The sequence below is a fragment of the Nocardioides sp. DN36 genome, from assembly GCF_055380375.1.
Window position 1 is genome coordinate 521,865 of the sequence record NZ_AP043823.1, and the last position, 12,317, is coordinate 534,181.

At 74.0% G+C, this 12,317-nt stretch carries 12 protein-coding genes; 7 read left to right on the top strand and 5 right to left on the bottom strand.

Going from position 1 to position 12,317, the window contains the following annotated elements:
- Positions 1-51: 51 nt before the first annotated feature.
- The 4 genes from ACZ43H_RS03355 to ACZ43H_RS03370 are packed head-to-tail and all read right to left on the bottom strand — an operon-like array spanning position 52 to position 3,171.
- Positions 52-471, bottom strand: a complete 420-nt coding sequence (locus ACZ43H_RS03355; protein WP_464587745.1) for a hypothetical protein — start codon at positions 469-471, stop codon at positions 52-54.
- 38 nt (positions 472-509) lie between these two features.
- The gene (locus ACZ43H_RS03360; RefSeq protein ID WP_464587746.1) at positions 510-2,357 is read right to left on the bottom strand and encodes a glycoside hydrolase family 15 protein; all 1,848 of its coding nucleotides are present in this window, start codon (positions 2,355-2,357) and stop codon (positions 510-512) included.
- A 57-nt stretch (positions 2,358-2,414) separates the two neighbouring features.
- Positions 2,415-2,714 carry an SHOCT domain-containing protein gene (locus ACZ43H_RS03365; RefSeq protein WP_464587748.1) on the bottom strand — a complete coding sequence of 100 codons (300 nt, stop codon included), beginning with the start codon at positions 2,712-2,714 and terminating at the stop codon, positions 2,415-2,417.
- A gap of 10 nt (positions 2,715-2,724) precedes the next feature.
- Positions 2,725-3,171 carry a DUF6325 family protein gene (locus ACZ43H_RS03370; protein ID WP_464587749.1) on the bottom strand — a complete coding sequence of 149 codons (447 nt, stop codon included), beginning with the start codon at positions 3,169-3,171 and terminating at the stop codon, positions 2,725-2,727.
- Positions 3,172-3,384: 213 nt separating this feature from the next.
- Between ACZ43H_RS03370 and ACZ43H_RS03375 the strand changes: the two genes are divergently transcribed.
- Positions 3,385-4,878 (top strand): ATP-binding protein, encoded by a 1,494-nt coding sequence (locus ACZ43H_RS03375; protein WP_464587751.1) that lies wholly within the window; start codon positions 3,385-3,387, stop codon positions 4,876-4,878.
- Between the two features lie 4 nt (positions 4,879-4,882).
- Here the strand turns inward: ACZ43H_RS03375 and ACZ43H_RS03380 are convergent, their stop codons facing one another.
- Positions 4,883-6,727: an MFS transporter gene (locus tag ACZ43H_RS03380; RefSeq protein WP_464587753.1), complete on the bottom strand. Its 1,845-nt coding sequence runs from the start codon at positions 6,725-6,727 to the stop codon at positions 4,883-4,885.
- Between the two features lie 65 nt (positions 6,728-6,792).
- Between ACZ43H_RS03380 and ACZ43H_RS03385 the strand changes: the two genes are divergently transcribed.
- The 6 genes from ACZ43H_RS03385 (at position 6,793) to ACZ43H_RS03410 (ending at position 12,307) form a co-directional block, all read left to right on the top strand.
- Positions 6,793-7,833 carry a phosphatase PAP2 family protein gene (locus ACZ43H_RS03385; protein ID WP_464587755.1) on the top strand — a complete coding sequence of 347 codons (1,041 nt, stop codon included), beginning with the start codon at positions 6,793-6,795 and terminating at the stop codon, positions 7,831-7,833.
- A gap of 85 nt (positions 7,834-7,918) precedes the next feature.
- Entirely contained in the window at positions 7,919-9,100 is a 1,182-nt protein-coding gene (locus ACZ43H_RS03390) for a zinc-dependent alcohol dehydrogenase (RefSeq protein WP_464587756.1), read from the top strand.
- A 91-nt stretch (positions 9,101-9,191) separates the two neighbouring features.
- Positions 9,192-9,626, top strand: coding sequence for a hypothetical protein (locus tag ACZ43H_RS03395; RefSeq protein ID WP_464587758.1), 435 nt, complete (start codon positions 9,192-9,194; stop codon positions 9,624-9,626).
- Positions 9,623-10,561 (top strand): hypothetical protein, encoded by a 939-nt coding sequence (locus ACZ43H_RS03400; protein ID WP_464587760.1) that lies wholly within the window; start codon positions 9,623-9,625, stop codon positions 10,559-10,561. Before ACZ43H_RS03395 ends, ACZ43H_RS03400 begins: the two co-directional genes overlap by 4 nt.
- Positions 10,548-11,948: a V-type ATPase 116kDa subunit family protein gene (locus tag ACZ43H_RS03405; protein WP_464587762.1), complete on the top strand. Its 1,401-nt coding sequence runs from the start codon at positions 10,548-10,550 to the stop codon at positions 11,946-11,948. Before ACZ43H_RS03400 ends, ACZ43H_RS03405 begins: the two co-directional genes overlap by 14 nt.
- Entirely contained in the window at positions 11,945-12,307 is a 363-nt protein-coding gene (locus ACZ43H_RS03410; RefSeq protein WP_464587763.1) for an ATP synthase subunit C, read from the top strand. The genes ACZ43H_RS03405 and ACZ43H_RS03410 overlap by 4 nt, the downstream gene beginning before the upstream one ends.
- Positions 12,308-12,317 lie beyond the last annotated feature (10 nt).

Below are 12,317 nucleotides of genomic sequence, written 5' to 3' on the forward strand. Positions count from 1 at the left end.
CTCGCCTCGGCTTCGTTCCTCTTCGAACATCCGCCGCAAGCGGGGGAGCCGTCAGGGGCGAAGGTCCCCGCCCGGCACGCCTTCCGCCCGGGTCCGGACCGGGACCGCCCTCGCGGGGGCCGGGGTGCGCTCCAGCAGCAGCACGGCGGCACCCCCGATGATCGCCACGACCTCCGAGACCGCGGCGGCCAGCACGTAGGAGCCGGACCAGACCTCGTGGATCCCGTAGAGCCCGACCGTGGCCGAGATGACGAAGGCGCCCAGGGTGGACAGGCCGAAGCCGACCGCGAGCAGGGGCGGCAGCCAGTGCCGCCACAGCACGAGGCCGACGGCGATCGCCAGGCCGGCGACGGCGTTGAGCATGAACGCGGGCCCGATGACGTGCAGGTCCCGGAACCCGTCGAGCCACAGCTTCAGGTGGACGTACGCCGACACCAGCACGGCGAGAGCGGTCAGGATGCGTGTCTTCATGTCCGGTCATACGTCGCCGACCGGCCCCTGGTTCAGGGTCAGACGAGCACCCGTTGCTGGTCGAGGGCGTGGTCGAGGGTGATCGCGGCGTCGATGAGCGACAGGTGGGTGAACGCTTGTGGGAAGTTGCCGATCTGCTCGCCGGTGAGCGCGATCTCCTCGGAGTACAGCCCGACGTGGTTGGCGTAGGTCAGCATCTTCTCGAAGGTGATCCGCGCCTTGTCGAGCTGACCGGCACGCGCGAGCGACTCGACGTACGCGAAGGTGCAGAGGGAGAACGTGCCCTCCGAGCCGCGCAGCCCGTCCGGGGAGGCGGCCGGGTCGTAGCGGTAGACGAGGCTGTCGGTGACCAGCTCGCCGTCCATCGCCTCGAGCGTCGAGGTCCACATCGGGTCGGTCGGCGTCACGAACCCGACCGTCGACATCCGCAGCAGCGAGGCGTCCAGGACGTCGGTCCGGTAGTGCTGCACAAAGGCCTGCCGCTCGGTGCTCCAGCCCTTCTCCATGATCTGGTCGTAGATCGCGTCGCGCTGCGCCCGCCACTGGTCCACCGGCGCCGGCCGCCCGTGGCTCGCCGCCAGCCGGATGCCCCGGTCGAGGGCGACCCAGTTCATCAGCCGGCCGTAGGTGAAGTCCTGGCGGCCGCCCCGGGTCTCCCAGATGCCCTCCTCGGGCTGGTCCCAGTTGTCGGTGACCCAGTCCAGCAGCTCGCAGACCCGCCGCCAGCCCTGGTGGCCGGCCTCCAGGCCGTGCTGGTCGGCGAAGTAGATGCTGTCGATCGCCTCGCCGTAGATGTCGAGCTGGAGCTGGTCGGAGGCCGCGTTGCCGATGCGCACCGGGCTCGAGCCGCGGTAGCCCTCCCAGTGCTCGAGGACCTCCTCGGTCAGGTCGCTGGACCCGTCCACGCGGTACATGATCTTCAGCGGCCCCGACCCGTTGCCGCCGACCTGCTCGTCGACGCGGGCGCCCAGCCAGCGCCCGAGGGCCTGGGCCTCCTCGGTGAAGCCCAGCCCGAGCAGCGCGTAGACGGAGAAGGAGGCGTCCCGGACCCAGGTGAACCGGTAGTCCCAGTTCCGCTCGCCCCCGACCTGCTCGGGCAGCCCGGCCGTCGGGGCCGCCACCAGGGCGCCCGTGGGTGCGTAGGTCATCAGCTTGAGGGTGATCGCCGAGCGGTTGATGGTCTCCCGCCAGCGGCCGTCGTACGTCGACTGCGCGAGCCACGTCTCCCAGAAGTGGACGGTCTCGTCGAACAGGGCCCTGACCTCGGCGGGCCGGACCTGGCGCACCGGGCCGGCCGCACCGGTCTCCAGCACGACCCCGCGCATCTGGCCCGCGGTCAGCTCGACCTGCGCGTGCAGGTCACCGTCCGCGTCGACCTGGATGTGGGCGAGCCGCGCGTCGTCGGGCTCCCGGACCAGGTTGACGGTGACGGAGGTGTGCGCGCTCTCGAAGACGACCCCGTCCTCGGCCAGGTGGGTCTGGTGCCGCTCGCGGCCGTAGTCGAAGCGGGGGGCCATGTCGACGGCGAAGGTCATCCGGCCGCGGACGCACCGGATCATCCGGACGATCCGGTGCCGGTCGGTCGCGGTCGTCGGGTCCTCGATCGGCATGAAGTCGACGACCTCGCCCACCCCCTCCTCGGTCAGGAAGCGGGTCACCAGCACGGCGGTGTCGGGAAAGTACAGCTGCTTGGTGGTGAAGACGTCCACGGTCGGCCGCACCCGGAAGTGACCACCCTTGTCGTGGTCGAGCAGGGCACCGAAGATGCTGGGCGAGTCGAAGCGTGGCGCGCAGAACCAGTCGATGGAGCCGTCGGTGGCGACGAGGGCGGAGGACTGCAGGTCTCCGATCAGGCCGTGGTCGGCGATCAGGGGGTACTCGGACACGGGCTCGGACCTTTCACGAGGGTGTCGACCTGGGCGGCCGGCGCGGCGGGTGGCCGCTCAGGTGCTGGCGAGGACCTTCGCCTTCTGGGCGGCGAACTCCTCCTCGGTGAGGATGCCCTGCGCCTTGAGCTCACCGAGCTCCTTGAGCTGCTGGATCGGGTCGACGGCGGGAGCCGCCGGGGCGGCAGGCGGCGGGGGCGCCTGCTGGTCGTAGTAGGCCTGGTCGCGCTGGGCGGCCGTCTGCGCGTCGCGGTCGGCGAACTTCGCGGCCTGGCGTCGCTGCACCCGTCCGCTCACGGCGCTGGCGGTGCCGGCGACGACGGCGGTGCGTGCGACCCCTCGGATCAGTCCGGGCATGGTGTCCTCCTCAGCTCGCGGCTTCGAGCGAATCGACCGCGGCCATGATGTCCGTGGCCGGGATACGGGCGCTGGCGATCAGCTCCCCGCCGTTGCGGCGGGCGGCCGCGACGAAGGGCGCCGCCCAGGTGTTCTCGTAGACGATCAGCGCGGCGAGGGTGTCCGGCTCCATGGCGGAGGAGGCCTCCTGCACGTCCTCGTCGCCGAGCAGGCCGGACCGGGCGCCTGCGAAGTAGGAGAAGCCGGCGCCCGGGCCTCCCGGGTCGGTCAGCTCGAGCACCTCGATGCCGCCGTCGGCGTCCTTGCTGATCACGAGCAGGTCGTAGAGGCGGATGGTGCCGGCCTCGACGAGATCCATGAGCGCGCTCGCGGCCTCGCCGGTCAGGTTCTCTCGGGGGAACTCGAGCAGGACGAAGTCGATGGGGCCGTGGACGTCGGCGTCGGTGGTGGTGGACACGGTCGCTCCTGAGGTGGTCCGGAGGGCTGGAAGGGAGTTCGACGGGATGTCTCCGACAGTGCGCGATCTGCCGCCGCGGGGCCTCATCCCCGACGGATGATGCTGCGCCCACGTCCCCGCTGGTTCCGTGTCCCCATGCGCAGATCGACGTCGTGTTCCCGAGGCCCACTCCGGGCGGACCCGGTCCGCCCGCGCGCGACGGTGTAGCCCGTCGTGAGCACCATCGAGCAGCGGCTGGCCGACTACCGGCAGACCCGGGAGCAGCTGGAGCGGGCGGTCCTGCCGCTGGCCACGTCGGTCGACGGCGCGTCGTTCGAGTGGCAGGCGTCGCTCCACCACCTCTACCTGCGTCGAGGCGGGTACGTCGTCCTCGAGGGTGACCGTGGTCCACGGCTGGGCATGGTGACGGACCTGGCGGCCGATGCCGCCTCCGCCGCCGCAGCCCAGGGCGTGCCGGGAGGCGACGGTGGCGTCCTGGTCCGTCTCGCCCGTGGGACCGGGGTCGTGCTCGACGGGGACGGCCAGCCGTTCCACGACGCGTCGGTCCGGCTCGCCACGGCCACCGAGGTGGACGACTGGTTCCGGCGCAGCCGGCCGGACCGGGCCGGGCTGACGATCGGGGAGGTCCGCTTCGCCCCCGGCGTACCAGCCACCCTGGACGGCGGTGGCTTCGACCGGCACACCTTCATGTGCGGCCAGTCCGGCTCGGGCAAGACCTACTCGCTGGGGGTGCTGCTCGAGCGGGTGCTGGCCGAGACCAGCCTGCGGGTCGTGGTGCTCGACCCCAACTCCGACTACGTCGGTCTGGGGAGGGTCCGCGAGGGCGCCGACCCGACGCAGGTCGAGCGGTACGCGTTGGTCGCGGCCGGCGTCGACGTGTGGGGGAACGCCGACACGGCCGACCACCCGCTCCGCCTCCGGTTCCGCGACCTCGACCAGGCCGCGCAGGCCGCGGTCCTGGGCCTGGACCCGATGCGCGACCGGGACGAGTACGCCGCGCTGCTGTCCCTCCTCCAGAGGCAGCAGAGCGGTCGTCCCCTGGTGACCGGCCCCGACGACCTGCTCGGCTCCGACGACCCGGGCGCGCGGATGCTCGGCACCCGCGCCCTGAACCTCGGGGTCCTCGACTGGCGGGTGTGGGGCCCGGACCAGCCGTCGCTGGTCGACGAGCTGCGCGCCCCGACGTCCCGCTGCACCGTGGTCGACCTCGGCTCGCTCGACACGCCCCAGGAGCAGCGGCTGGTGGCCGACGCGGTGCTGGCCACGCTCTGGGGGCACCGCATGTCGCGCCGGCCGTGCCTGGTCGTGATCGACGAGGCGCACAACGTCTGCCCGGCCCACGCCACCGACGAGGTCACCGCCCTGTCGGCCGAGCGGGCGGTCCAGATCGCGGCCGAGGGCCGCAAGTTCGGCCTCTACCTGCTGACCTCGACCCAGCGCCCCCACAAGGTCCACGAGAACGTCGTGTCGCAGTGCGACAACCTGCTCCTGATGCGGATGAACAGCCAGGCCGACCTGATCGACCTCGGACGCCTGCTGTCGTTCGTGCCGTCGGGCCTGCTGGCGGGGGCGACGGCGTTCACCAAGGGGGAGGCCCTGGTCGCGGGCAAGGTCGTGCCCTGCGCGACGTACGTCCGGATGGGGGAGCGGGTGACCGTCGAGGGCGGTGCCGACGTGCCCACCACCTGGGCCGCACCGCGCGTGTGAGCCGCTACGGCGTGTCCCCGCCCTGGTCCTCCTCCGGGCAGGCGGTGCCGCGGGGGAGCTTGTACGGCGCGGCGATCCGGTAGGTGCCCGCGCGCGGGGCGTGGAGCACCGTCCACTTGTCGACCGCCTCGCCCGGCAGGTGCGGCTGCTCGGCCTCGCTGAGGCAGCCGCTCACGTTGACGGCGGGCAGGCCGGCCCCCGGGGAGACCGGGCCGGGGAGGGGCTGCCCCTCCTCGTCGACCAGGCTCAGCCACGGCGAGTCCGGGATGCGCACCAGGACCTCGCCGGCCCGCGGCATCCGGATCACCACCTGGGCGGCGGTGAACGAGGTGACCACGGCAGGGGGATCGGCCAGCGGGGTGGGCTCCTGCACGGCGTAGAGCCGCCAGCTGTCATCGGCCCACACCTCGTGCAGGTAGCGCAGGCCGCCGGAGACGAGCGCTGCCTCGGCGACCCCCGCCTCGTCGGGCTGGCCGGTCGAGAGGACCACGTAGTGCACCGCCCAGCGGTCGAGCCACGCGCGGTAGCTGCGCTTGGTCAGCAGCCCGTCGGTGTAGAAGATCGGGTTGCGCTCGGCGTCGGCCTGCCGGTTCCACCCGCGGGCGAGGTTGACGTACGGCGCGAGCGCGGACGCCTCCCGGTGGCTGGCCGCCGGGACCACCTCGACCCGCGCCTGGCCGGCCTGCAGCGACTGCAGCTGGCTCACCAGCGGCCGGACGTCGACGGTCCAGGCCGCGTCGGGGCGGGTGTCGATCGTGTCCCGGGCAGCGGTCGCGACCTGCCAGATCGACGAGGTGAGGACGCCGACCACGAGCAGGGCCGTGAACCGCTGGGGGTGGGCGTGCAGCACCGCGGGCCGGCGACCCGGCACCGGCGCCGACGGCTTCCGCACGGCCACGGCCACCACCAGCACGCCGCCGAAGACCAGACCGAGCCGGGTGATGTTGGTGCCGATCTGGGAGGGCACCAGCCACACCGCGACCACGCCGACGGCGTACAGCACCGCCCCGATGCGCACGGTCCGCCAGGACGGCGGCGCGAGGAGCAGGAGCCCGGCGGCGAACGCGACCGGCAGGATCATCGAGGCCCACGGCATGGGCTGCTGGCCGGAGAACGGGAAGAGCCACGAGGAGAGGGCGACGACGAGCACCGGTGGCACACCGAGGACGTAGGCGGCCGGGCGCCGGCGGCCGAGCCAGAGCGCCGCGGCGGTCAGGCCGAGGAACAGCCCGGCGACCGGGCTGGCGGCGGTGGCGGCGCCGGACAGCGCGCAGGCCAGCGCGGCCCGGGGCCACCGGTGCCGGCGCTCGTGGGTGCGCCACTTGCTCGGCCAGGCGAAGACGGTGGCGAGGGCGGCGAGCCCGAACATCAGTCCGAGGCCGAAGGTGACCCGGCCGGACACGGCGTTGCCGGCGAAGGCGACGGCGCCGAAGAGCGCCGGCCACAGGGGCCGGGTCAGCGCCTTGCTGCGCACCAGCAGCAGCGCCAGCAACGCCGCGGAGGCGGTGCCGGCCAGCATCATCGTGGTGCGCACGCCCAGCGTGGCCATGACGTAGGGGGACAGGGCGCTGTAGGAGACGGGGTGCATGCCGCCGTACCACGCGAGGTTGTAGGCGCTCCCGGGATGGGTGCGGGCGAACTCCGCCCAGGCGTCCTGCGCGGCGAGGTCGCCGCCGCTGGTCGCGAGCAGCCACCACCAGAGCAGGTGGAGGATCGCGGCCGCGACCGCGGTGACGAGGACCGGGTGGCGCGCCAGCACGGCCACGCGGCCGGCTGGGCTCGGGACCACCGGCTCGCGGGTGAGCAGCTGGCTCCCCGCCGACATCGCACCCTCCCCGGTCGAACGCACCTTCGCAGCCCATCGTGTCACGCCCGGGTGGCGGATCCCGCCTCCTCGGCTTGCTAGAGTCGAACGTGCCCTCGTCCTCCTCCGTCAGCCGGACCCGCCCCCAGCCGGCTCCCGAACCCGCTCGTGACGACTCGCGCCAGGTGCGCTGGGCCGCCGGGATCTGGGTGCTGGTCGCGGTCTTCGCCGTGGTGACGGCGATCTGGTCCCACCACGTGGGTGTCCCCCTGCGCGACCCCGACGGCCAGATGTTCCGTGGTCGGCTGACCAGCGCCCTGGTCCTCTTCGCCGGCCTGGTCCTGCTCGAGGCGGTGGTCCGCACCCACCGCGAGCGGCTGCCCTGGCGGCGGTTCCTCTCCACGCTGCGGTCCCGCTGGACCGTCCGGCGGCTCGCGCTGGCCGTGACCGGTCTGGTCGCGTACCACCTCGTCTACATCTGCTACCGCAACCTGAAGAGCTGGGACGCCTTCAACACGGTGCGGGACGAGCAGATGCTCCGCTTCGACCGCTGGATCTTCCTCGGGCACGACCCGGCGGCACTGCTGCACGACGTGTTCGGTCAGCACACCGCGGCGTACGTCCTGATGGTGGTCTACAAGTCCTTCACCTACCTGGTGCCGCTCTCGGTGGTGGCGGCGCTGGTGTTCACGCCGCGGATCCGCGAGGGCTACGTCTTCCTCGCCTCGGCCATGTGGGTCTGGGTGCTCGGCGTCGGCTCCTACTACCTGATCCCCACGCTCGGACCGTTCGCCTCGGAACCGCACGTCTTCGCGGGGCTGCCGCACACCGGGATCACGAGCACGCAGGCGGAGTACATGGCGGAGCGGGCGCAGATGCTGGCCGACCCGTCGGCGCCGGACTCCTTCGTCAGCATCTCCGCCTTCGCCAGCCTCCACGTGGGCTTCACCTGCATGGTGCTCTTCATGCTGCTCTACTACCGCCGACGGCGGCTGGCGTTGGCGATGACGGCGTACCTCCTCGCGGTGATGGTGGCGACCGTCTACTTCGGCTGGCACTTCGTCATGGACGACGTCGCCGGGGTCGCGCTGGCCGCGCTGGCCGTGCTGCTCGGTCGGTTCACCGTCTACCCGACCGGCCGCCCGGACTGACCCGCCCGCCCCGGTGGGGCACATGCCCCCGGGAGCCTCGGGTACGTGACTCGCGAACCGACGTCCGCACGACGAAGGAGCGAGCATGAAGGCAGTCACCTGGCACGGACGGCGCGACGTGCGCGTCGAGCAGGTCCCCGACCCGGTCATCTCGGAGCCGAACGACGCGATCGTCAGGATCACCTCGAGCGGACTCTGCGGCTCCGACCTCCACCTCTACGAGACGCTCGGCCCGTTCATGGGCGAGGGCGACGTGCTCGGCCACGAGCCGATGGGCATCGTCCAGGAGGTCGGCCCGGAGGCGGGCGACCTGCGCGTGGGGGACCGGGTCGTGATGCCCTTCCAGATCTGCTGCGGCCACTGCTGGATGTGCGAGCAGGGCCTGCACACGCAGTGCGAGACCACCCAGGTCCGCGACCGGGGCACCGGCGCGGCGCTCTTCGGCTTCAGCAAGCTGTACGGCGAGGTGCCCGGGGCGCAGGCGGAGTACCTGCGGGTGCCCCAGGCCCAGTTCATGCCCATCAAGGTGCCCGAGGGGCCGCCCGACGAGCGGTTCCTGTTCCTGTCCGACGTCCTGCCGACCGCGTGGCAGTCGGTCGCGTACGCCGACGTGCCGAAGGACGGGACGCTGCTGGTCCTGGGTCTCGGCCCGATCGGCGACATGGCCTGCCGGATCGCGACCCACCAGGGGTTCCGGGTGATCGCGGTCGACCGCGTCGACGAACGGCTGGCCCGGGCCCGCGCCCGCGGCGTGGAGGTGCTCGACCTCCGCGAGGTCGACGACGTCGGTGAGGAGGTGCGCTCCCGGACCGCCGGCCGCGGCGCGGACGCGGTGATCGACGCCGTCGGCATGGAGGCGCACGGGTCGACGGTCGCCGAGGTCGGGCAGCGGATCTTCAACGTGCTGCCGAAGCGGATCACGGCGCCGCTGATGAGCAAGGTGGGCCTGGACCGGATGGCCGCGATCTACACGGCCATCGATGCGGTACGACGCGGCGGGACCGTCTCGCTGATCGGGGTCTACGGCGGCCAGACCGACCCGATGCCGATCATGACGATGTTCGACAAGCAGCCGCAGCTGCGCATGGGCCAGGCCAACGTCAAGCGCTGGGTCGACGACATCATGCCGCTGCTGGTGGACGACGCCGACCCCCTCGGCACCGAGGAGTTCGCCACCCACCGGGTCCCGCTCGACGAGGCGCCCACGGCGTACGAGAACTTCCAGAAGAAGCAGGACGGCACGGTCAAGGTCGTCTTCAAGCCCTGACCCACGGCCGGCCCTCCGGGCCTTTGTGCCCTGTCTCCCGCCTCCGGCGCCGTCCGATCCTCGGACCAGCGTCGGAGGAGGGGAGGCCGGGGTGCCGCGTGCACGCGACCTGCTGAACCGGTTCCGGCCGTCGGGCACCCCCGGCGCCGCCGGGGCTGCCGGCGTGCCCGTGGACCGGGAGGCCGGCCCCGCGGCCGAGCTCGCCCCGCTGCTGGCCGCGCTCGCCCCGACCGAGCACGACTGCGCCGCGTTGCTGGAGGAGGCCGAGGCCGACGCGCAGGCGGTCAGGCAGCGCGCCGACGAGGAGGCGGCGGGCCTGGTCTCCGCCGCTCGCGAGCGGCAGGGTGCCGACCGGGCGGCTGTCGTCGCCCGGCTGCGCGAGCGCCGAGCATCCGACGCCGGCGTCGCCGCGGCCGATGCGGAGCGTCGCGCTGCCGCAGTCCGTGAGCAGGCCGACGCACGGATGGCGGGGTGCGTCGACGAGGTGGTCGAGGCAGTCCGCGCCCTGGTCAGGGGCACCGGATGACCGCGGCCTGGGTGGCCGGGAGCGTCCGGGCCCGCTCGATGACCCGGCGCCGGCTGGGCCGGGCCGGCGCACGCCGACTGGCGTCCGAGCCCTCGCTCGACGACGCGCTGGTGGCCCTGGCGCGCTCGCCGTACGGACGCGACCTGGTCCCCGGCTCGTCGCTGGCCGAGGCCCAGCGCGCCGTCCACGGCACCCTGGTCTGGAACGTGCGCGTCGTCGGGGGCTGGGTGCCCCGCGCGGGGGCCGCCCTGCTCCGGGTGCTGCTCGCGCCGTTCGAGATCGCCGACGTCGCCGACCACCTGCGCCGGCTGCGGGGCGAGGAGGTCCCCCCGCCGTACGAGCTGGGCAGCCTCGGCACGGCCTGGCCCCGGCTGGCGGCGGCCGGGGACGCGGCCGGCGTACGACGTGCCCTGGCGACCTCGGCCTGGGGCGACCCCGGGGGCGAGGCCCCGGAGCAGGTCGTGTGGGCGATGCGCCTCGCGCTGGCCGACCGGGCCATGGCCGTGGCGCCGGAGACCGCGCCGTGGGCGGCCGGGGCCGTCGCGCTGCTGCTGGCCCGCGCCCTCACGCTCGAGCACCCGGGCCTCACGTCCGGGGCCCGGCTGTCGGCGGCCCGGGTCGTCGGCCCGGCGGCGGCATCCGCCGGGACCCTGGGCGACCTGGTCCCGGCGCTGTCCCGGACCGCCTCGTGGGCGCTGCACGGGGTGGCCGCGGGCACGGACCTGTGGGCCGCCGAGCGCCGGTGGTGGGCTCGGGTCGAGACCGACGCCGCCGCGCTGGCGCGCAGTGCCCGCCCGGGGCACGCGGTCGTGCTGGGTGCGGTGGGCCTGCTGGCCGTGGACGCCTGGCGCGTCCGGGCGGCGCTGGAGATCGCGGCCCGGCCGGACGCGTCGGCCGACGCCCTGGAGGCGGGGGTGAGCGATGCGCTGGCGTGAGGCCCTGCACCCGGTCGGCATGCAGCGGGTGGCGCTGGTGGCCCCCCGCGCGACGCTGCGCGACGCGCTGGTCGTCGTCGGCGACTCGGGCACGGTGGAGCTCGACCCTCGTCCCGGCACCGAGCCCACGCTGCCCGGCTCGGCGACCGCCCGGCTGCAGCGGCTGCCGACCCGGCCCCCGGCCGCGGCCCTGTCGCCGCTGCCGCCGGACCTCGACGACTGCGAGGCGCGCGGCCGGCTCGACCTGGTCGCGGGGGAGGCCGAGCTCGAGGACCGCGCGGCCCGGGCGGTGACCGAGGGACGGGTGGCGGCCCTGGTCGGCTGGACGCCGGTCCAGGCGCTCGCGCCGCTCGCCGACCGGCTCGCCGTGCTGGGGGCCGCCGCGGTTCCGCTGCCGGCCCCGCGCGGCGTGCAGCCGCCGACGCTGCTCACCGAGCGCGGGACCTCCCACGAGCTCGCGCCGCTCGTCCGCACCTACGCGACCGTGCCGTACGCCGACCTCGACCCGTCGCTGCTCGCCGGGGTCGCCTACGTCGTCATGTTCGGGATGATGTTCGCCGACGCCGGCCACGGGGCGCTGCTGCTGGCCGCCGGCCTGGCCGCGCGGGCGCAGGTCTGGCGGCTGGCCCGGCTGCGTCCGGTGTGGGTGTTCCTGGTCGGGGCGGGGGCGGCGAGCGTCTTCTTCGGCGTGCTCTACGGGGAGTTCTTCGGGCCGACCGGGGTGCTCCCGGTGCTGTGGATGGCGCCGCTGGAGCACCCGGTGCCGCTGCTCGGCGTGGCCGTGGCGGCCGGCGGGGTGCTGCTCGCCGCGGCCTACGCGCTGGGCTCGGTCAACAGGTTCCGCGAGGGCGGCTGGCGGCGTGCGGTCTACGCGCCGTCCGGCCTGGCCGGGACGGCCGTCTTCCTCGGCCTGGGCCTGCTCGCGGCCGGCATCTACCTCGACCTGGCCTGGCTCGTGGTACTGGCCGGCGTGGTCGCGGTGGTCGGCCTGGCCACGGCGTACGCGGGCCTGTTCACGGCCGCCGGTGGTGGCGTGGGAGGCGGCGCCCAGGCAGCCGTGGAGCTGGTCGACCTGGTGGTCCGGCTCGGGTCCAACGTCGTGAGCTTCGCCCGGTTGGCCGCGTTCGGCCTGACCCACGCCGCCCTCGGGGCGGTGATCTGGGAGGCCACCTCGGCGTTGTGGGGGCAGGGCGTCGCCGCCGGCGTGGCCGCGGTCGTGGTCTTCGTGGTCGGCAACGCGCTGGCCTTCACCCTCGAGGGCGTGGTCGCGGCGATCCAGGCGCTGCGCCTGGAGTACTACGAGCTGTTCTCCCGGGTCTTCGACCTCGAGGGCCGACCCTTCCAGCCCTGGCACGTCCCGCTCGCCACCCAGGAGGTCGCCCCGTGAACAGGATCCTGCGCTTCGTGCTCGTGACCAGCGCGGTGCTGCTGCTGGCGTCGCTCGTGCTCCTCGTCGTCGCGGTCACCGCCGACCCCTCGCCGGCCGCGGACGTCGCGTCGGCGTCCGCGGCGGCGTCCTCCTCGGGCAGCGACGCCAACGGCTCCGCGCTCATCGGGGCCGCCATCGCGGTGGCGGGCTCCTCCATCGGGGCGGCGATCGCCGTGGCCTACACGGGCTCGGCGGCGCTCGCGGCGATGAGCGAACGCCCGGAGCTGTTCGGACGGGCCATGGTGATCGTGGGGCTCGCGGAGGGCATCGCGATCTACGGGCTGATCGTGTCGATCATCCTGATCGGCAAGGCCTGAGATGGGCAGC

Excerpts from the sequence above, each read along its gene's own strand:
- ACZ43H_RS03355 (WP_464587745.1), bottom strand. The coding sequence starts at position 471 with ATGAAGACACGCATCCTGACCGCTCTCGCCGTGCTGGTGTCGGCGTAC.
- ACZ43H_RS03365 (WP_464587748.1), bottom strand. The coding sequence starts at position 2,714 with ATGCCCGGACTGATCCGAGGGGTCGCACGCACCGCCGTCGTCGCCGGC.
- ACZ43H_RS03405 (WP_464587762.1), top strand. The coding sequence starts at position 10,548 with ATGCGCTGGCGTGAGGCCCTGCACCCGGTCGGCATGCAGCGGGTGGCG.
- ACZ43H_RS03400 (WP_464587760.1), top strand. The coding sequence starts at position 9,623 with ATGACCGCGGCCTGGGTGGCCGGGAGCGTCCGGGCCCGCTCGATGACC.
- ACZ43H_RS03390 (WP_464587756.1), top strand. The coding sequence starts at position 7,919 with ATGAAGGCAGTCACCTGGCACGGACGGCGCGACGTGCGCGTCGAGCAG.